The sequence below is a fragment of the Bauldia sp. genome, assembly GCF_965232525.1.
Taxonomy (GTDB): Bacteria; Pseudomonadota; Alphaproteobacteria; order Rhizobiales; family Kaistiaceae; genus Bauldia.
Map to the genome: position 1 here is coordinate 280,715 of NZ_OZ246980.1, position 19,420 is coordinate 300,134.

The following is a 19,420-nucleotide window of genomic DNA, read 5'->3' on the forward strand; positions in this document are numbered from 1 at the left end:
GACCGGGTGTCCCGGCTTTTGTTGGCGGTCATTCGCATCCGAGTTTTCTGAGATAGTCGTGGCTTTGGCGGACGTTTTCGTCCCCGGCGATCTCGAGTGTCGAGTACTCGGCGGGGCTGTCCTTGACGACGTCGTAGACGCCGTCGATGTCGACCACACCGCTGCCCAGCGGGATCACCGCCATGCCGCAGCCGTAGATCTGGCCGCGCTTCTCGACCCAGTCCTCCGACATGTCCTTCCAATGGACGTGCCAGATGCGATCCTTGAAGGCGCGGGCCATCTCGACCGGGTCGGTTCCCGCCAGCCATGAATTGCCGGTGTCGAGGTTGACGCCGACGGTTTCGGGATGGCCGAGCCGGTCGAGCACGGCGCCCATGCCGTCGATCGTTCCGGTGACCGGGCCGTGCGGTTCCAGCAACACCCGCACGTTCAGTGCCTCGGCGAGACGAACCGCCTCGAGCAGCTTCTCGACGATCACGAACACCTGCTCCGTTCGCGACAGCCCGCGCCCCCAATCGGTGTGAGGCTCGCCCTCGGTGGTGATCACGTCGCGCACGGCCATGCCCGAGGCGAGACGAACCGCCTTGCTGATCTCGGCGTTGCCGTAGCGAAACGGCGCCGAGGCGTCGAGCAGATTGGCATGAGCGCACACACTCGTCGCCGTCAGGCCATGGCGCGCGAACATGGCGGTCAGGTCCGCCGGGTTGTCGTCGAGGCTAGCTGTTGCGCTGAACCCGAACTCCCGCCCCAGCAGCCCGCCGGGATGATTGTCGGTCACGTCCGCGTATTTGAAGCCCAACCCGGCAATTCGTTCGAGCTGATGCTCAAGAATCGAAAACGGATCGACCAGCGCAAAACACCCGACCTTCATCACCGACCTCCCTAGGGTTCGCTATTTTCGCGAACGATAGGGAGCCTCGGTGGACCCGTCTTTCACCTTTGTGGTTTGGACTTTTTCGAAAGCCCTGTCCGTCGAGGTGGGACAAAATCCGTGATGCCGCCGTCCGGATTTCCTTGAAAGCGTCGGTTTGTTCGGCGCATGCTTGATCAACCGCGCGTCGGAACGGCGGACATGAAACAACAGACTCAACCAAACGAGGGAGGGTTGAAGTGAGCGCGCCGAGGGTCTTCGAGGATGCCGGACGGGTTTTTCGGCCGGACACCTGCGAACCGCTCAAGGCCGCGACGCGACGCGGGGAAGTCGCCTTCAGCGGCTGGGCCCGTGGCAACTATCCGGGCGTCGAGATCAAGGGTTCCAGGCTTTCCGGCATCTGCTCGATCGGCGTCTGGGACGCGAACGCCGAACAAAGCTGGGGGCTCGGCGAACACTGTAACGAAGGGTTGGAGATCACCTATCTCGCCGGTGGTTCGCTTGGCTTCACCGCGGAAGGGCGGGCGCATCGGCTTCAGGACGGCGAGGTCACGGTCACCAGGCCGTGGCAGATTCACGAGGTCGGCGATCCGCTGGTCGGTCCCAGCCGGCTGGTCTGGATCATCCTCGATGTTGAGGTCCGACGGCCCAACCAGGCCTGGCGCTGGCCGGACTGGATTCTCTTGTCCGGCCGCGAGAAGAAACGCCTCTCCCATATCGTTCAGAACACCGACAAGAACGTCTGGAACGGAGCCAAGATGGCGGCACCGTTCGGACAGCTTATCGACCTGCTCGAACTGGGCGATGTGGACCGCTCGGAAACCGAGGCGAAGGTCGTGCTTAATGCGATTCTGATCGGCTTGTTACACACCCTCGACCTCGGCGACGACTACAGCGTTCCGGCCCGTGATGGTGCGCGCCACACGGTTCGGCTTTTCCTCGAACGGCTGCCTGAGCACGTGGATTACGACTGGTCGGTCGGCGACATGGCGGAGCAGTGCGGCGTGTCGCGAAGCGCGTTCATCGAACACTGCCGCTCGATCCTCAACACCACGCCGCATGCGTATCTGTCGTCGCTGCGGCTGGCCCGGTCGAAACTCCTGCTCCAGACCCAGCCGGAGATGAGCGTGACCGACATCGCGCTTGAGTGCGGCTTCGGCTCGTCGGCCTATTTCGCGTCCGCCTTCAAGCGACAAACCTCCCTGTCACCCTCGCAGTTTCGTTCTATGAAACCGCACCGCGCCCGAACTATCGAACCGCGGACGCTGACGGCCGGCTGAAAATCCGGGCTCTCGCCTCTAAAAAACCGGGGCGATCCGCCGTCCGCCAGCCTATGGCAGTCTTCCGCAGGCTGTCGTGACAGGTTCACATGTTTCACCACATGCGTCGGATTGCGGACGGCGAGATGGTGCCGGTCGAGGACGACAGCATCGTCACCGAATTCGTTCTGAACGAAGCCGCCTCGGCCTGATTTCGCTCCAGTCGCGCCCCACCACTCAGGTGTTTAGGTGCATGCCCACGAGCCACCCGCGCGACTGTTTGCCCAGTGTCTACTTGAGTACCACGGTGCAGAATGACGAAAGCCCATCTCCATGCCGCCTAACCGAGGGGGTGTCCGACGGATCGCATAGCCAAACCGTGATACGCGGCACAAATCCCTTGAGGGCGCTTCTCATCTCTTCGTACTCCTGCGCACAGTTCGCGTCGTCGCAATCCACAAGTACCAGCCCCGGGGTGCGTACCGCATTCTCTTGGGTGGATCGCGTAAACTCGTCCGCCTGCCTTATGGCCCTGCCAAACGCCCGCTCCCAAAGATAAATTGGCTCTATCGCCAGGATGTGACTATCGCTTATGCAGTCAATCGGTTCGTCACCGAGTTTGATGCCCCTTATCATGTCGACGCAGTATTTTTCCCTGACCTCGACCCTGCTGTCAGTGACCCCAGGACTCGCAAGCGGAAAGTAATCGTAGCTGCTAATGTCACTTACGATCCACTTGCTTCCATATTTATCTGAATATATCAGTTCGCAAGTCTCGTTTCTCTCAGTCGACTCGTAACCGAACTCCTTCGTACCAAAAGAGTCAAGTATCGTGTTGACGAATACCGTTTCACCCGCATTGACGGTAATATCTTCCAATATTTTTTTCTGAGAATTGATGTCTATGAAGTGAAAGATCCCAGTTACTGTCGCGCCAGAAAATCGATCTGTCGCAGAGCATTTGAAATCCGGCTGAACCGCGGCCGGAGACAGCCCCCGGTTGACGAGCGCACTTACTAAGAAGTGGACGTGTTGTGATATCACATCGACTTGCTGTGATGCAGGCGTGTCATCAGACCCGACGTTAATGGTGCCCGGCCTCATCACCTCGAAGGTCATCGCCGCACCGTCGAGCCTCAGCAGGGAACGGACGTTTTCGACCGCCGGAACAATCAGCGCAGCAAACACAGTAACTATTGCGACCGGAAAGCCAATCCAATTCTTGACGAATTCCGCGCGATTCCAGAACCTCTCCCGTCTTTCCTCCTCCGGTGACCGTGGTCTGATGTCAGACCGACAGACAGGACAGACTACGGCGACCCAGGGGATCGACTTTCCACATTTTGGGCATCGCTTTTTTTTCGTCGCCCAGCTCCCTCGGTTTGATCGGATATTCTTCTGTATCCACAGGAAGTAATGGGCAATATACAACCTTAAGGCGACAAACGCAACGCGTCACCCAAGCATCACTTACCCCTCGAATTCACGCGCTTGACGGCAAGTTATCTTATTATATGATTAAGCCTTGGGAGTGCCTATGAACACGATCTCAATGCGCGACCGCCGGGACCTCAAGATACTCGACGGCGTGATGCCGGTGCGCGGGCTCATGGGCGAAGTCGTCCGCGATCTCGGATGCCGGATCGTTTCCGGCGAATGGGCGGACGGTATGCCCAGGGAATCGGACCTTATCGACAGCCTCGGCGTGAGCCGATCGGTGGTGCGCGAAGCGTTGCGGGTGTTGAGCGCCAAGGGTCTGATCCGCAGCCGGCAGATGGAGGGCACCAAGGTTCTTCCCCGATCCGAGTGGCGGTTGCTCGATCCTGACCTGATCGATTGGCGAATCCGCGCCGGCGATACGCGCACCCTGCTTGAGGACCTCTTGAAGGTCCGTCTGGTTCTGGAACCGGGCGTCGTGTTCGTGGCGACCACGACCGCAACCGAAGACGCCAGGGCGCGGATCGCGGCGGCCTGGCAAACCAAGCTGGCGGTTGAGGAGGATGACTCGCTTCCGGGGCCGGCGCGTCGCCAGGCGTTCATCGACGCCGATCTTGTCTTCCACCGCGAGTTCCTTGCCGCGGTCGGTTCGGAGATTCTGGATCAACTCTTCGGTGTCGTTCAGGCGGCGCTTGCCCTGCTCATCGATCTCCAGATGCGCGCCAAGGGCTCCGAGGTGCAGCTCATCGGCATGGATGAAAGCACCGAGCTCCATCGCCAGGTGTTCGAAGCGTATATGCGCGGCGATGCGATCGGCGCCGAGCAGGCCATGCGGCGATTGATCGAGCGCGCCATCGCCGACGCTGAGGAGGGCTTCGCGCTCCTGGACTAGCCGGACTGGAGATCACATCTTGGATCAACACCACGACCCGCACGACATGGCGCGCGGTATCGCCGATCGCCTGCTAGAGCACCAATTTCAGTGCTGGTTCTACGGCGACTCGATCGGCTTTGAGGGCCTGATCGCCGCTTCGGACCTGCTCGGCGATCCCACCTATCGGTCGTTCTCTCACGGCTTCTTTCGCGCCTGGGCGACCCGTCGCCAGCCATACCAGCCCGACGACAACACCGCACCGGGCCATGTCATGTGTGCGGTCGTCGGCGAGACCGGCGATGCCGTCCTCAGGGCCGGAGTCATCGATCTCGCCAAGCATCTGCTCGCGCGCCGCAAGATCGACGGAGTCTCGGTGACGTTCGAGGACACCCTGCGATCGTTGCGCGAGCCCTATGGCGACGTGCGTATGACCAGTGAGGAAGCCGTGCTGCTCGGTGACCCGGGTGCCGGAATCTACCTCGACTGCATGCATTTCGATCCGCCCTTTTTCGCCCATCTTTCCGAACTCGGCGCCGGGACCGAATGGGCCGATGCGGCGGTTCGTGAAATCCTCGGTTATCGGTCCCTGCTGCTCGATCCCGAGACGGGCCTCTACTGCCATTTCTGGCTCGAGAAGACGGGCCGGGTCTACACGCGCGGCTGGGGGCGCGGTCAGGGCTGGGCGCTGCTCGGGCTCCTGGATGTCGTGGCGCATCTTCGCACCGACGCGGCCGGCCGAAGCGATGTGGCCGAGGAAGCGTTGCGGTTGGCCCGACGCATGGTCGACTACCAACTTGCCGACGGCAACTGGCATGCGCTCGTCCACGAGCCGCGGTCGGGACCGGAAGCATCCACCGCGGCGTTCATGGCAACGGCCTTCTACCGCGGGATTGCGATCGGCGTCTTCGACCCTCGGGAGTTCCGGGAAGCGGCCGACAAGGCTTACGCCGCGATGATCGGCAACCTTGACGCCGACGGAAACCTGATGGGAGTCACGGCGGCCGTGTATTCGGCGCTCGTCGAAGAGCACTACTGGTACGTACCCACCAACCAGATCGTCCCGTGGGGCCAGGGACCGGCGCTGACCGCGATGGCCGCCCGCAAGAACGTGTTGCAGCTGGACGACTGACGGTTCGAGACCGACAACGACGGCCGGTCCGGGACGTGGAAGCGGGCTGAGCCTCATGTCCAGGCGCCGGCGAAGCTTGTCACCGGCATCCCCCGAACCCCGGGACTCGCGACGAAGAGGTGACCGTCCACACCGCCGGCTTCGCCGCCCCAGCGGGCGGTGGTGATGAAAAGCGTGTCGAGATCGGCCCCTCCAAAGGCAACGCTGGTGACCTTCGGCGCCGCGACCTCGATGACCCAGTCGACCGAGCCGTCGGGCGCGAAGCGGACGACACAGCCGCCATCCCATCGCGCGTTCCAAACCCCGCCCTCGGCGTCGACGCAGGACCCGTCCGGCGCGCCGCGATCGAACGAACCGAGAGCGCCGCGCCGGGTCGCGCTCCCGGTGGCGAGATCGTAGTCATAGGTGCGGATCGCCCCCTCGGCCGTATCACAGAAATAGAGGGTCCTGTTGTCGGGACTGAAGCACAGGGTGTTGGCGATCAGGATATCGCGATCCACGGCGTTGAGTGTCAGATCGGGATCGAGGCGGTAAAGCGTTCCCGATTTTTCCGTCAGGTCGATGTCGGTCGCCGACGGCGAGATGTTGTTCTGCATCGTCCCGAACCAGAACCGCCCTTCGGCGTCGGTGCCGCCATCGTTGCAGCGATTGAAGGGCAGATCCGGCTCCGGCGCGACCACCCGGGCGAAGATCCGATCGGCGAGATCGTATCGGTACAGTCCCGCATGGGCGGCGATCAGCAGGCCCGGTCCCCAGGGCCGCATGCTCGCGATCATCTGCGGCATGTCGTGGGTTTCACGCGCGCCGGTCACCGGGTCGTAGATGTGGAGCTTCGACGGCGGTGGCACGTCGAGCCAGAACAGCCGGTTCAGGCCGGGATGCCAGAACGCGCCCTCGCCGATGTTGTCGCCGCTCTCGACCGCTATCTCCGCCCGCATGGTCGGTCTCCCTATTCGTACATCCGGATTGTGACGCCGCCATCGATCACCAGGTTGGCGCCAGTCATGAAACGCGCTTCGTCCGACGCGAGGAGCGCAGCCACGGCGGCGACTTCCTCCGGCCGACCCAGGCGGCCGACCGGCTGCTTGGCTTCGGTTTCCCGTCGAAAGGCCGCCGCGTCCGGCTGCTGCTTGAAGTACCACTCGGCGATCGGCGTATCGATGTAGCCCGGCGAGATCGCGTTCACGGCGATGCCCTCGCCGGCGTACTGCAAAGCCAGCGCTCGCGTGAGGCCGATGACGCCGTGCTTGGCAACCGGATACGGAAACGTGTCGCGAATGACCTGAAGCGCGTGGTTGGAGGCGATGTTGATAATCGCCCCGTTCTTCCGCGCCCGCATCGCCGGCAGAACGGCGCGGGCGCAGTGCCAGGCGCCATCAAGGTCCACCGACATGCAGCGCGCCCAGTCCTCGTCGGTGATGGACAGCGGATCGCCGAAGACGGCAACGCCAGCGTTGTTGACGAGCACGTCCGGATCGCCGAGGCGGTCCGTAACCTCCGCGACCATCGCCTCGACGCTCGTCCTGTCGGCCACATCGGTCACAACGGAGATGGCCGTCGCGCCGGTGTCGCCGCTAATCTCCGCGGCCATACGTGCGCCCGTTTCCGGGTTCCGTTCGGCAATCGCGACCTGCGCGCCCTCTTCGGCGAAACGCCGCGCGATCGCTGCGCCGATGCCCTGACCGGCGCCGGTGACGATGGCCACTTTGTCGCTCAGACGCTGCATTTGCCTCCCTTTGCGCTCGACTGGCCAACGCACAGTCTTGCTATTTATATGATAAACATATAATAGTCTTTTTGGTCAACAGGGGCCGGCGCCCGTGAAGTGCGCCGCCCGGGAGCAGGAACGTTGATCTTGGAGAGGGAGAGAGATGTCCGTTAAGTCGTTGCTCGGCGGCGCTGCCGTCACCGCACTGGCCCTGGCGATTGCCGCCCCGGCCGCTGCGCAGGAAAAGCTGGTGACCGCCATCTACAAGAGCGGGACGCAGCAATACTTTATCGATCAGGCCGAAGGGTTCGAAGCTGCAGCGAACGAGCTCGGCTATGATTCCCGGATCATCAATGTGGAGCTCGACTCCAACCTGGCGATCAGCGCGGTGTCCGACGCCATCGCGGCCGGCGCCCGCGGCATCGGCATAACCGCGCCCGACCAGGCACTTGGGCCGGCTGTTGCCGCGGCCGCCGCTGACGCTGACGTCGCCCTGGTGGCCACCGACGACCGCCTGCAGGACGGCGGCGGTCAGGACGTTCCGTTCGTTGGCTTCGACGGCGTCGACATGGGGACGCGCGTCGGCAAGGCCGCCGCCGAACTCCTCGGCGAGTCCAGCTGGATGAACGATGCCAGTTACGGCGTCCTTAGCGTTGAAGTGCAGACCCTGTCCGTTTGTAACGACCGCACCGATGCGGCGCGGGCCCAGCTCGCTGACATCGGCGTCGATGCCGACCGTTTCATCGCCGTGCCTTATGACGGGACGGCGAACAAGGCACTCGAAGCCGCGGGGCCGGCGATTACCGCAAATCCGTCCGTGGACAAATGGGTGGTGTTCGCCTGCAACGACGAAGGTGTCCTCGGCACCGTGAACGCCCTGCAGAACGCCGGCTATGGCCCCGACGATGGCATCGCCGTTGGACTTGGCGCTTACGAGGCATGCCGGCCGTGGGCGGCGGGCGTGCCGACCATGTTCAAGGCCGCGCTCTATCTCAGCGGCGCCGACGTCGGCGACGCGGCGGCCCGAGCCCTCATCAACAGCATCGAGTCGGGCGATCCGTTGCCGCCAAACACCGTGGCCAATACCACGATCGTAACGCCTGAGACCTACGCGGACGTGATGCCCTGCGGCTAAGCCAGGATCGGCGGGCGGGGCCAGGCCTTGCCCGCCGCCGGCATTGGGGTTTGAGCAAAAGACCATGACGCCGAAGACCGTCCTGCGCGTGGAAAACATCGGCAAGGCCTTCCCGGGCGTGCGTGCGCTTGCCGATGTGAGCATGGATGTCGCGGCCGGCGAGGTTGTCGCTCTGGTGGGAGAGAACGGCGCCGGTAAATCGACGATGCTCAAGATCCTCAGCGGTGATTATCAGCTCGATGAGGGCCGCATCTGGCTCGGCGACGAGCCAGTCGACCATGTCAGTCCGCTCGAAGCGCGGCAGGCCGGGTTTCGACTGGTACGCCAGGAGCCGGAGATCGTGCCGGACATGACGGTCACGGAAAACATCTTCATCGGCGAATTCCTGACCTCAGGCTTCCGCGTCGATTTCCGGATGATGAAGGCCACCGTCACCGAAATGCTGACGCGATACGGTTTCGCCGGCCTGATCGATGTCGACGCGCTGGGGCGGTTGCTGTCGCCAGCCCAGAAACACATCGTCGAGATCATCCGCGCGTTGAAGCCGGGGGTGAGGGTCGTGGCCTTCGATGAGCCGACCTCTTCGCTCACCGTCGACGAAACCAAACGTCTGTTTCGCCTGATCCGGCAGCTCGCCGACGACGGGCTCGGCGTCATCTACGTCTCGCACCGGCTGCATGAGGTCATGGAGATCTCCAACCGCATCGTCGTGCTTCGCGACGGTGCCCATGCGGGCACGCTCCTGACGTCTGAGACGAGGCAGGAGGACGTGGTTCGGCTGATGGTCGGACGCGATCTGTCCGGGGGCTACGAGCGTGCCGAGACGACGTCCGACAACGTGGTGCTCGAGGTCGAGAACCTGACGAGCCGTTGGCACGGGAACATCAGCCTCAACGTGCGCGCCGGCGAGATCCTCGGCATCGCCGGGCTGGTCGGTGCCGGGCGCACAGAACTTGCCAAGATCATCTTCGGCGACCTTCCCAGGCAGTCGGGAACGATCAGGGTCAACGGAAAGCCGGTGACGATTCGACATCCCGCTGACGCGATCGCCGCCGGAATCGGCTTTGCTCCGGAGGACCGCAAGTCCGAGGGACTGGTGATGGTCCGCAGCGTGATTGAAAACGTTTGCCTGGCGGTGTTCGCCCGCTTTGCAAGGTTTGGCGTGCTCCGCAGGGCGGAGATGCACCGGGAGGTTGTTCCCTACATCGACCATCTCAGCATCAAGATCACCGGGCTCGGTCAGGAGGTTGGCAAGTTGTCGGGCGGCAACCAGCAGAAGGCGGTTCTGGCCCGCTGGCTGGCGGCGAAACCGCAGGTGCTGATCCTCGATGAGCCGACGCGCGCGGTGGACGTCGGCGCGAAGGCCGAGATTTATCGCCTCATCGACGAACTGGCCCGCGGTGGCCTGGCGATCATCGTCATTTCCTCGGAGATGCCGGAGCTGCTGGCCTTGGCGGACCGGATCATGGTGATGCGGGGAGGAACGCTGTCCGATCCGATCGAAAAGGCGGACGCCTCCGAGGAGGCGATCCTCAGCCACGCCCTCGACAGCGAGGCCGCCTGATACCGATGGAAAGGGAATCCGTGGAATCGTCGCAAACGATGCAGCCACCGGCGGGCTCCGGTTTGTTGCGCACATGGCAGGCGGCAACCCGGTTTGTCGGGCCGGAAAACCTCTCCCTGCTGATCGCGCTGGCCATCCTCGTCGTCCTGATCGCGAGCCAGACCGAGCACTTCTTCAGCGCCCGAAATCTCCTCAACATCGGTCAGAACATGACCGTCGTTGGGCTTGTCGCGGTCGGCATGACCCTGGTGATCGTCTCCGCCGGCCTCGACATTTCGGTCGGTTCGATCGCCGGCGCCGCCTCCGTCGTCTCTGCGATCATGGTCGCCAGTTTCGGGACGATCATCGGCGGTGTCGCTTTCGGCATCGCCCTCGGCGCACTTCTCGGCACGGTCAACGCCACCATCATCACCTTCCTCCGGGTCAATCCGGTGGTCGCGACACTGGCAACGTTCTCCGCCTTTCGCGGTCTTGCTTTTCTGATCGCACCGGAGGGTCGACCGGTCGGTGTCCTCGACCCCACCTTCGCCTTGCTCGGCTCCGGCCGCGTGTTCACGGTCGGTGAGTTTCCGGGCATTCCGATCCCGTTCATCATCCTGCTGGTGATCGCCGGGATCGCCCATTTCGTCATGAGTTCGACCGTGTTTGGCCGCTCGATCTACACCATGGGCGGCAACCCGACCGCGGCCCGGCTCGCCGGGATCAATCTGACCCGGATGAAGTTCTACATCTATTCGATCTCCGGCGCGCTCGCCGGGCTCGCCGGCGTGATCGTCACCGCGCGGACGAGTTCCGGCCAGCCGGCCTCCGGAACCCAGGGCCTCGAACTCGAAGCCATCACCGCCGTGTTCCTCGGCGGTGCGATTCTCGCCGGCGGCAAGGGCACGATCGTCGGCAGCATGCTCGCGGTGACGCTGCTCGCCACCTTGAGCAACGGGATGAACCTCCTCGGCATCCCGACCTTCTACCAGTTGGTCGCCAAGGGACTTCTGTTGGTCGTCGCCGTCGCGATCGGCCAGTGGCGCATGGCCCGGGCCGAGCGACAGCAGTCTCGCGCCGCGGCCGCGAAAGGCGGTTGAACCGACGCCATGCGCTACGCCAACGATATCGTCACCATCGAGATGGAGCCCGATTTCGGCGCGCGGGTTACCTCGCTCCGCGATCTGCGCACTGGCCGCGAATGGCTGATCGAAGGTGAACCGACCGGATCGTCCGCCGACGACGCCGGCTATGGCGCCGACCAAGCCCGCGGCTGGGACGAGTGTTTCCCGACAATCATATCGACTGACGGTGTGGAATTTGGATGGCCCGGCCGCCTGCGCGATCATGGCGCGCTCTGGGGACGGCCATGGCAGTGCCGCGAAGAGGCCGACGGTCTGACGGCGGTCTGCACCGATTCGCGGTTTCGTTTCAGCCGCAACCTGCGTGTCGCCGGCGACACCATCAGCGTGGACTACACCATCTCCAATACGGGCGCGGAACGCTTCGCCTATCTCTACAGCCAGCACATGCTGCTTTCGCTTCAGGAGGGCGAGCGCGTCGCCGTCTCGGGCGTCGGCCCGCTCTTTCCGAACGGTGGCAGCCCCGGCGACGGCATCCGCTGGCCGGGCTTCCCCGAGTTCAATCCCGTCCGGGGTATCGACGCCGGGGTGATGGCAAAGCTTTACGGCAACCTCGAATCCGATGCCAGAATCGTGGCGGGCTCTCCCGAACAGGCGATCGCGCTCCGCTGGTCCGCGCGCGATCTGCCGGCTGTCGGCCTCTGGTTCGACTATGGCGGCTGGCCGCCGGAATCGCCGGTCCATCAGGTCGCTGTCGAGCCGACCAGCGCGCCCGCCGCTGCGCTGACCGCGCCGGCCGCGATCTGGCTTGCCTCGGGAGAGTCTCGCGCCTGGCGGATCGAGATCAGGCTGCTCGACGCCGAAAATCTACAGGAAGGACTGTTCGATGAATGAGAACGACGATATCCGGTTTGAGGTGGAGGGCGCGGTGGCGACGCTCACCCTCAATCGGCCGAAGAAGCTTAACGCGATCACCGCGGCGATGGCCGCCGAGTTCGTCACCGCCTGTCGAGAGGTCGATCGCAGCGACGCGATCCGCGTCCTGATCATCACCGGTGCCGGCGACCGCGCGTTCTCGGCCGGCAGCGATGTCGCCATGCTCGACGACCTCGGCACGCCGTGGGAGGGGCGCAATCGGGCGATCTATGACCGCGACTATATCGATCCGCTGCTCCGCCTGCGCAAACCGGCCGTCGCCGCGATCGACGGATACTGCCTCGGCGGTGGGCTGGAGGTCGCCATGTGCTGTGATATTCGCGTCGCGACGAAGCGGTCGCAATTCGGAGCGCCCGAGGTGCGGCTCGGCTGGCATGCGGGCTCGGGCAACACATCGATCCTGCCGCGGCTGATCGGCTACGGCAATGCGGCGCGGTGGGTGCTCACCGGCGACATCTTTCCGGCCGAGGAAGCGCATCGTGTCGGCTTTGTCCAGGATCTGGTCGAAGCCAATGACCTGATGCCGACGGTGGGCGCCATCGCCAACCGGCTTGCGCGCAACCCGCCGATCGCGGTGCAGTCCGCCAAGAATATCATTCGCGAGACCCAGGGGACCGCCATCACCGTTGGGCTCGCCTGGGAGAACGATGGCTACACCTACTGCATGGCGACCGAGGACGCCCGCGAAGGCATGCGCGCCTTCACCGAGAAGCGCGAACCGCAATACAAGGGACGTTGAGAAGCGCCATGTCGCAGACCGGACCTCTCGCCGGAATTCGCGTTCTCGATCTGACCATCGCCATGGCCGGTCCGTTGTGCACGCAGCGCATGGGCGAGATGGGCGCCGACATCGTCAAGATCGAAGCCCCTGGCGGGGGGGATTTCTCGCGCCATTCGCCGATGGCCGGGATCGAGGCGTTCGGCGATGCCACCTGTTTCGTCACGCTCAACCGGAACAAGCGGTCCCTGGTGCTCGATCTGAAGTCGGACCTGGGGCGCGAGGTTCTTCATCGTCTTGTCCGCGACGCGGACGTCTTCATCCAGAACTTCCGCCCGCGGGTCGCGGAGAAACTCGGCATCGACTACGCGACGCTGTCGACGATCAACTCGCGGCTGGTCTATGCCGCCATCAGCGGCTACGGCGAAGACGGACCGATGAAGGACCGGCCCGGACAGGACCTGCTGGTCCAGTCGTTCACCGGCCTCACCTACAACGGCGGCGTCGACGGGGGACTGCCTCACCCGTCACCGCTCTACATGGTGGACACCGCCGCCTCTCACATGGCCTGCGAGGGCATCCTTGCGGCACTCATCGCCCGCGGCCGAACCGGCGTCGGCCAGAAGGTGGAGGTCTCGCTGATGTCGGCGATCATGGAGATGCAGCTTCAGGAGATCACCTCCCACCTCGCCGCCGACGCACCGCCGGCACGCAGCCGCATGCCACAGGTGTCGATCTGGATGGAGCCGCCATACGGCGTCTACAAGTGCAGGGAAGGCGATCTGGCGATTGCGCAGGCCGACCTCGATGTCCTGGCGCGCGAACTCGAAATCCCCAAGCTCAGCGAACTAAAGGCCACGCGACCGCCGCAACGGGATGCTGCCGCGGTCAACCATTGGCGCGACCGCATCTGCCAACTGGTCGCCGAGCGGCTGCGGGGCGACACCGCCGCGCATTGGGACACACTTCTCAACGCCGCCGGTGTCTGGTGCGGTGTCGTTCAGGACTACGATGCGTTTCTGTCGCATCCGCAGGCGGAGCGACAGATGGTGCGCATGCATCACCCGGTCGCCGGCGAATACACCACCGTGGCGCCGGGTATCCGCTTCTCCGACAATCCCGACCCAACGCTGACCGCCGCACCGGCCTACGGCGCGCACACCCGTGACGTTCTGCTCGAGGCCGGGTTCACCGCCACGGAAATCGACCAACTCGCCGAGACCGGCGCCGTCGGCGCCCGCCCGTCCGATTGAAGGCCTGATGCCACTGCCTGACCCTGACTAAGAATCTGGGGACGGGCGTTCGAATCGTCCCGGGCGCGCCACCGCTTCCTGCCGCAATGAAATGCCGTTCCGCACCCACGCTTGGCGTTGCTGAGCCCGCGGTCAGACGACGCCGCCGTCGACGACCAGCGTTTGCCCGGTGACAAAACGGGAGGCGGAGGAACCGAGCCAGAGAACGGCGTCCGCGATGTCCGCCGGGGAGATCAGGTCGGGAACACACTGGATACGACGAGTCTCGGCCTCCCAGTCGGCGGTGACTTTGGCCGCGACCCGCTCGGTGACGACCCGCCCAGGCGCGATCGCGTTCACGGTGATGCCGCGCTGACCGAGGTCGCGGGCAAGACCACGGGTGAACCCGACGATGCCGGCCTTCGCCGCATGATAGGCGGTGAGATTGCCGGCGAGCTTCATGAAGGCGGAGGACGACATGTTGACGATCGCCGCGTGGCCGTCGGCCAGGTCCATCCTGGGCGCGACCAACGCGGCGGTCAGCATATGGTGGTCGAGATTGACGGCAAGCGTCCACCGCCAGTTCTCCGCCGTCATGTCGCCGAATGCGATGCGCCGGTCCGAGCCGGCATTGTTGACGAGACAGCGCACTTTACCGTCCCGGTCGAGTGCGCCCCCGATGGTTTCGCGCAGAGCATCGTGATCGGCGAGATCGCACAGCGCCACGGTGATGCCGACCGCCATCCCCGCGGTCTCGTCCAGCGCACCGGCGTCCCTGTCGATGGCAGTGACGCGCGCGCCCTGCCCCGCGAACGCAACCGCCGTCGCCCGGCCGATTCCCGCGCCCGCGCCGGTGACGACCACATGGCGGCCGCGGAAATCGTCATAGCTCACGGACACCCGCGGACCTCGTTGGTCGGCAGGCCGGGCACGTCGACGTCGATGGCGAACAGACTGCCGGAGAGCGGCGCCTCCTCCAGCACGGAAGCGGGCAGGCGGATCGAGGCGCTGGTGATGTAAAGCGTCTTCAGGTCGTCGTCGCCGAGGTAACAGCTCGACGGGCGCGGCACCGGCATATCGACCGTGCGGATCAGGTCGCCCGAGGGGTCGTAGCAGCCGACCCGCCAGCCGTCCCACATCGCCACCCAGACGTTCCCGGCGCTATCGACACACATCCCGTCCGGCTTGCCCTCTTCGGGCTCGAAAGTGAGAAAGGCCTCACGGTTAGCCACCGTCCCGGTCTCGACGTCGAAGTCATAGACGAAGACGGTCCCGAGCGCGCTGTCGACGAAGTAGAACCGGGTATCGTCCGGGCTCCAGCCGAGACCGTTCGAGATCTGAAAGCCGCCGTCGACGGCGCGGGCGCTCCGCAACGTGTCGAAGCAGTAGAGCGATCCGGACGGCATCGACGCATCGAGGCTCATGGAGCCCGCCCAGATCCGCCCGCGGCTATCGGTCTTGGCGTCGTTGAAGCGGTTGGTCGAAAGATGCGCCTCCGGGTCGTAGAGCGGCCGCAGCGCGCCGGTGGCGACATCGAGCGCTTCGAGCCCGTTCTGCGAGATCGCGACCATGCGGCCGTCTTCGGCCGGCAGCACCGCACTGACCAGATGCGGGCACGGATCCATGCGGTTCTCGCCGGTGGCGGGATCGTAGCAGTGGATCGCGGGCGCGGCGATATCGACCCAGCGAAGGACGCCGGCCGACGCGTCCCAGACCGGGCCCTCGCCGACGATCGCGCCGACGCGGGCAACGCAGCGCAGCGTCTCGCTGACATGGCGGCTGGGACGAGGATTGGGCGTGATGCTCACCGACGCGCTCCCCAGGTTACCGACGATCCTGCGGGCGGCTTCCATCAGATCGCGGCCGATGACGTGGCGGCGTTCCAGTGGGGTGTGGTCGGCCAACGCGGTGACCACGATCGCGCCGCTACCCATGTCCGGCGGGCCGATGACCGGGACCGCGATAACGATGACGCCTTCGATGGTCCGCGACGGCCCGATAGTGTAGCCGCGTGCCCGGCTGATCGCGAAGTCCGCCATCAGTTGCGATTGCTCCTCGCGGGACAGGGCAGCGAGGATGCCGTTCACCCGGTGGGGCGGCAGGGCGGCCAGTATAGCCTGACCCGAGGTACTTTCGACGGCGTGGAGCGACTTGCCGATCTCGATGCCCACCGACAACGGATTGGACGACCGCCGGACATCGACATAGATCGAGCGATCGCCATCCAGCATCGTCAGGCTCACCGTCTCGTTGATCTCCGACGCGAGGCGGGTCAGTTCGCTCTCGGCGGCGCTGCGCAGGTCAATAGTGGCGAGCGAGCTGCCACCCAGTTCGATCAGCCGCTGACCCAGCGAGTAAGTTTTGAGCCGGGCGTCGCGGCGGACATAGCCGAAGTCGATCAGTGCGCCGAGCAGCCGGTAGAGCGTGGCCTTCGGAAGCTGGGTCTGGCGCAGGAGCTCCGCCGAGGTCGTCGGCCGGCCCGCCTCGGCCAGAAATTCCATGATCTGGATACCCTTGACCAGCGTTCCGGCGCCCGGAAAGCGCTTTGCGATATCATCGAACCTGTTCAAGCCTATCCGCCGATCGCGTCATACGTTTCCGGATCGAATACATGGATTTTGGCCTTGGGGAAAACCATCGGAACGGTTTGTCCTTCGGCATAGGAGTGGTCGTCGATCACCCGGATCAGCATCGACTGGACGTCGCGGGCCTGTTCGTCCGGACCGAAATCCGCCTCGTCCTTGGAAAGGCTCTGCCCTGCGGGCGTGGCGAAATGCATGATCTTCTCGGTGCCGAGGCTTTCGACCAGCGTCAGCTGCGCATTGAGATCGCCCTCCTCCAGCCGGATGTGCTCCGGGCGGATGCCGAAGATCGCATCACGGCCGGCGAGCCGCGCGGTCGCCTCGGGCAGAGGCACCGGTCGGCCCGCGAATTGGGTCGCCGGTTGCCCACCTTCGAGCTCGATGGGGCCACGAAAGAAGTTCATCCCCGGCGAGCCGATGAAACCGGCGACGAAGATGTTGCGGGGCTTCTCGAACAGTTCGCTCGAGGGACCGACCTGCTGGATCAGGCCGTCGCGCATAACGACGATCTTGGTGGCCATCGTCAGCGCCTCGGTCTGGTCATGGGTGACGTAGATCGTCGTTACACCCAGCCGTTTCTGGAGGTTCACGATCTCCGACCGGGTTTGCACCCGCAGCTTCGCGTCGAGGTTTGAGAGCGGCTCGTCCATCAGAAAGGCGCTGGGTTCGCGGACGATGGCGCGGCCCAGCGCGACGCGCTGGCGCTGGCCACCCGACAGCGCCCTGGGTTTGCGGTCGAGATATGGCGTGAGTTCCAGGACCTTGGCGGCTTCCTCGACCTTGGCTTCGATTTCGCTCGGCGGAAATCTGCGCATCTTGAGGCCGAAGCCGATGTTCTTGCGCACCGTCATGTGCGGGTAGAGCGCGTAGTTCTGAAACACCATCGCGATATCGCGCTTGCCGGGGCCGAGTTCGGTCACGTCGCGCCCGCCAATATGGATCGAGCCCGCGCTCGTCGGTTCGAGCCCCGCCAGCATCTTCAGCGCCGTCGACTTACCGCAGCCGGAGGGACCGACGAGGACACAGAAGTCGCCGTCGTCGACGTGGAGATTGAAGTCGCGGATCGCCTCCACGGCGCCGTAGGATTTGCGGATGTTGTCGAACCGTACAGTTGCCATCGCTCTGCTTCGTTACTTCTCGGACCCGGCCGCGAGGCCGCCCACCAGGAACCGCTCCAGGAACAGATAGACGAATATGATCGGGACTGACGCCATCAGAGAGCCTGCCATGATGACGTTCCATTCGGTCACGAACTCGCCTTTCAACGCGGCGATGCCCATCTGCAATGTCCAGTTCTGGTCGTTGGTGGTCAGGAAGGTGCGGCCGAACAGGAAGTCCGACCAGCTCACGACGAAGGCATAGAGCGCCGTCGCCGCCAGCCCCGGCGCAGCCACGGGCAGCAGGATGCGGACGATGGTTCCAAGCGGCGAGCACCCGTCGACCAGCGCGGCGTGCTCCAGTTCCTGTGGAATGGTGTCGAAATAGCCCTTCAGCATCCAGGTACAGAACGGCAAGATCAGCGTCGCCTGGGCGATGATCACCGACCAGAGCGAGCCGACCAACCCGGTCGACCTGAAGATCGCGAACAGCGGGATGATCATCAGCGTCGCCGGCAGCATCTTCGACGTCAGAATGAATAGCCCCAGTCCCTGGCCGCCGCGCAGCCGGAAGCGCGACAGCGCGTACGCGGCGAGGACGGACACCGCCAGCGACAGGATCATGGTCGCCACCGCGATGAGGATCGAATTGATGAACCACTGGGCGAACGGGTGATTCGCCAGCAGGTCGCGGAACACGTTCCACTGCGGCTCGGCCGGCCAGAACTGCGGCGGATAGGCGCGAAGATTGGTGGCCGGCTGAAGCGCCGTGACGATCATCCAGTAGATCGGGAAGAGCAGAATGGCGCACGTCCCGATCGCGGTCGCGTACAGTGCGAAGGTGCCGAGAGGGTGTCGCTTGTGCATCGCCCCCTCCTAGTGCACCGACTTCGCCATGCGCCCGACCAGCGCGCGGCTGATGATGGCGCACAGCACCATGGTGAAGACGCCGACGGCCGCGCCTTGCCCCATTCGGAAGAACTCGAAGGACTGCTCGAAGGTCAGGATCGACAGCGTCGTGGTCGCCCCGATCGGCCCGCCCTGGGTCAGGACGTAAATGATGGCGAAGTCGCGGAACACCCAGAGCGTCGTCATCACCAGCGTGACGCCGGCAACCGGCAGCATGTTGGGCAGCGTGATGTAGGCAAAGCGCTGCCACGGGCCGCCGCCGTCGACCTTTGCCGCCTGATACTGCTCCTCGGGGATGGACTGCAGCCCCGCCAGCAGCATGATCGACATCAGCGGATAGCCCTTCCAGATCATCACAAAGCAGACGGCGGCGAAGGCCGCGGTCGGGTTCGAGGCGAACTGGATCGGTTCGGCAATGATACCGGACTTGAGCAGCGTCCAGTTCACGACCCCGAAGGAGCTGTCCAGCATCCAGGCCCAGATCACCGTGGCCACCACCTCTGGCACGGCCCAGGGCAACGCCACGAACAGCCGCACCGCGGTGCGGCCGCGGAACTTCTGGTTCACCAGCATGGCGGTGGCGAAGCCGATGATCATCGACAGCCCACCGACCACCGCCACCAGCTTGAACGTCACCCAGATGGCGTGCCAGAACTCGGTCGACCCGAACAGCCACTCATAGTTCTTCAGCGTCCAGGGCTCGCGCTCGTCGCCGACGCGGGCGATGCGCACGTCCTGAAGGCTGATGTCGACCGACAACAGGATCGGGTAGACGATGATCGCCGCCATCAGCAGGACAGCCGGCGCCAGCAGGAGGTAGCCGAACTTCGCCCGGTGGCGCGGCGCGCTGAAGTCGATGGTCGGGATGATCCCTCCCAGCACCCTGCCCTGGCGCTGTGTGACGGTAT

At 64.5% G+C, this 19,420-nt stretch carries 18 protein-coding genes and 1 tRNA gene; 10 read left to right on the forward strand and 9 right to left on the reverse strand.

Translation table 11 applies throughout. From position 1 onward, the window contains the following. Nucleotides 1–28: 28 nt before the first annotated feature. The gene (locus ACO076_RS01330) at nucleotides 29–871 is read right to left on the reverse strand and encodes a sugar phosphate isomerase/epimerase family protein (RefSeq protein WP_421724938.1); all 843 of its coding nucleotides are present in this window, start codon (nucleotides 869–871) and stop codon (nucleotides 29–31) included. 239 nt (nucleotides 872–1,110) lie between these two features. Here ACO076_RS01330 and ACO076_RS01335 point away from each other — a divergent pair, with 239 nt between their 5' ends. Further along, nucleotides 1,111–2,151: a helix-turn-helix transcriptional regulator gene (locus tag ACO076_RS01335; RefSeq protein WP_421724939.1), complete on the forward strand. Its 1,041-nt coding sequence runs from the start codon at nucleotides 1,111–1,113 to the stop codon at nucleotides 2,149–2,151. A gap of 270 nt (nucleotides 2,152–2,421) precedes the next feature. Here ACO076_RS01335 and ACO076_RS01340 read toward each other — a convergent pair whose 3' ends face one another. Then, nucleotides 2,422–3,318 carry a hypothetical protein gene (locus ACO076_RS01340; RefSeq protein WP_421724940.1) on the reverse strand — a complete coding sequence of 299 codons (897 nt, stop codon included), beginning with the start codon at nucleotides 3,316–3,318 and terminating at the stop codon, nucleotides 2,422–2,424. 349 nt (nucleotides 3,319–3,667) lie between these two features. Here ACO076_RS01340 and ACO076_RS01345 point away from each other — a divergent pair, with 349 nt between their 5' ends. Both ACO076_RS01345 and ACO076_RS01350 read left to right on the forward strand, forming a co-directional pair. After that, complete coding sequence (locus ACO076_RS01345) at nucleotides 3,668–4,459, forward strand: FadR/GntR family transcriptional regulator (protein ID WP_421724941.1); 792 nt, start codon at nucleotides 3,668–3,670, stop codon at nucleotides 4,457–4,459. A gap of 19 nt (nucleotides 4,460–4,478) precedes the next feature. Further along, complete coding sequence (locus ACO076_RS01350; RefSeq protein WP_421724942.1) at nucleotides 4,479–5,570, forward strand: glycoside hydrolase family 88 protein; 1,092 nt, start codon at nucleotides 4,479–4,481, stop codon at nucleotides 5,568–5,570. A gap of 53 nt (nucleotides 5,571–5,623) precedes the next feature. Here the strand turns inward: ACO076_RS01350 and ACO076_RS01355 are convergent, their stop codons facing one another. Together ACO076_RS01355 and ACO076_RS01360 are read right to left on the reverse strand one after the other, a co-directional pair. Beyond that, complete coding sequence (locus ACO076_RS01355) at nucleotides 5,624–6,508, reverse strand: SMP-30/gluconolactonase/LRE family protein (RefSeq protein WP_421724943.1); 885 nt, start codon at nucleotides 6,506–6,508, stop codon at nucleotides 5,624–5,626. Nucleotides 6,509–6,519: 11 nt separating this feature from the next. Next, nucleotides 6,520–7,296: an SDR family oxidoreductase gene (locus ACO076_RS01360; protein WP_421724944.1), complete on the reverse strand. Its 777-nt coding sequence runs from the start codon at nucleotides 7,294–7,296 to the stop codon at nucleotides 6,520–6,522. A gap of 145 nt (nucleotides 7,297–7,441) precedes the next feature. Here ACO076_RS01360 and ACO076_RS01365 point away from each other — a divergent pair, with 145 nt between their 5' ends. The 7 genes from ACO076_RS01365 (at nucleotide 7,442) to ACO076_RS01395 (ending at nucleotide 14,016) form a co-directional block, all read left to right on the forward strand. Next, nucleotides 7,442–8,413 carry a substrate-binding domain-containing protein gene (locus ACO076_RS01365; RefSeq protein ID WP_421724945.1) on the forward strand — a complete coding sequence of 324 codons (972 nt, stop codon included), beginning with the start codon at nucleotides 7,442–7,444 and terminating at the stop codon, nucleotides 8,411–8,413. A 64-nt stretch (nucleotides 8,414–8,477) separates the two neighbouring features. Continuing rightward, nucleotides 8,478–9,977, forward strand: coding sequence for a sugar ABC transporter ATP-binding protein (locus ACO076_RS01370; protein ID WP_421724946.1), 1,500 nt, complete (start codon nucleotides 8,478–8,480; stop codon nucleotides 9,975–9,977). Between the two features lie 20 nt (nucleotides 9,978–9,997). Further along, entirely contained in the window at nucleotides 9,998–11,056 is a 1,059-nt protein-coding gene (locus ACO076_RS01375; protein WP_421724947.1) for an ABC transporter permease, read from the forward strand. A 9-nt stretch (nucleotides 11,057–11,065) separates the two neighbouring features. Beyond that, nucleotides 11,066–11,932 carry a hypothetical protein gene (locus ACO076_RS01380; protein WP_421724948.1) on the forward strand — a complete coding sequence of 289 codons (867 nt, stop codon included), beginning with the start codon at nucleotides 11,066–11,068 and terminating at the stop codon, nucleotides 11,930–11,932. Beyond that, a complete protein-coding gene (locus tag ACO076_RS01385) occupies nucleotides 11,925–12,713 on the forward strand; it encodes an enoyl-CoA hydratase/isomerase family protein (protein ID WP_421724949.1) in 789 nt (262 codons plus the stop codon). Before ACO076_RS01380 ends, ACO076_RS01385 begins: the two co-directional genes overlap by 8 nt. 8 nt (nucleotides 12,714–12,721) lie before the next feature. Then, nucleotides 12,722–13,945, forward strand: coding sequence for a CaiB/BaiF CoA transferase family protein (locus ACO076_RS01390; RefSeq protein ID WP_421724950.1), 1,224 nt, complete (start codon nucleotides 12,722–12,724; stop codon nucleotides 13,943–13,945). Further along, nucleotides 13,926–14,016 (forward strand) — tRNA-Leu (locus ACO076_RS01395). The genes ACO076_RS01390 and ACO076_RS01395 overlap by 20 nt, the downstream gene beginning before the upstream one ends. Before the next feature lie 61 nt (nucleotides 14,017–14,077). On the opposite strand, the gene ACO076_RS01400 is transcribed toward ACO076_RS01395, so the two are convergent. Genes ACO076_RS01400 through ACO076_RS01420 form a run of 5 tightly spaced genes read right to left on the reverse strand, consistent with a single transcriptional unit; the run spans nucleotide 14,078 to nucleotide 19,394 of the window. Beyond that, nucleotides 14,078–14,824 (reverse strand): SDR family NAD(P)-dependent oxidoreductase, encoded by a 747-nt coding sequence (locus ACO076_RS01400; protein ID WP_421724951.1) that lies wholly within the window; start codon nucleotides 14,822–14,824, stop codon nucleotides 14,078–14,080. Continuing rightward, on the reverse strand, nucleotides 14,815–16,494 hold the full coding sequence (locus ACO076_RS01405) for an SMP-30/gluconolactonase/LRE family protein (protein WP_421724952.1): 1,680 nt from the start codon (nucleotides 16,492–16,494) through the stop codon (nucleotides 14,815–14,817). The genes ACO076_RS01400 and ACO076_RS01405 overlap by 10 nt, the downstream gene beginning before the upstream one ends. Nucleotides 16,495–16,496: 2 nt before the next feature. Then, on the reverse strand, nucleotides 16,497–17,624 hold the full coding sequence (locus tag ACO076_RS01410; RefSeq protein ID WP_421724953.1) for an ABC transporter ATP-binding protein: 1,128 nt from the start codon (nucleotides 17,622–17,624) through the stop codon (nucleotides 16,497–16,499). Nucleotides 17,625–17,636: 12 nt separating this feature from the next. Next, nucleotides 17,637–18,470 carry a carbohydrate ABC transporter permease gene (locus ACO076_RS01415; RefSeq protein WP_421724954.1) on the reverse strand — a complete coding sequence of 278 codons (834 nt, stop codon included), beginning with the start codon at nucleotides 18,468–18,470 and terminating at the stop codon, nucleotides 17,637–17,639. Between the two features lie 9 nt (nucleotides 18,471–18,479). Then, the gene (locus ACO076_RS01420) at nucleotides 18,480–19,394 is read right to left on the reverse strand and encodes a carbohydrate ABC transporter permease (RefSeq protein ID WP_421724955.1); all 915 of its coding nucleotides are present in this window, start codon (nucleotides 19,392–19,394) and stop codon (nucleotides 18,480–18,482) included. Nucleotides 19,395–19,420 lie beyond the last annotated feature (26 nt).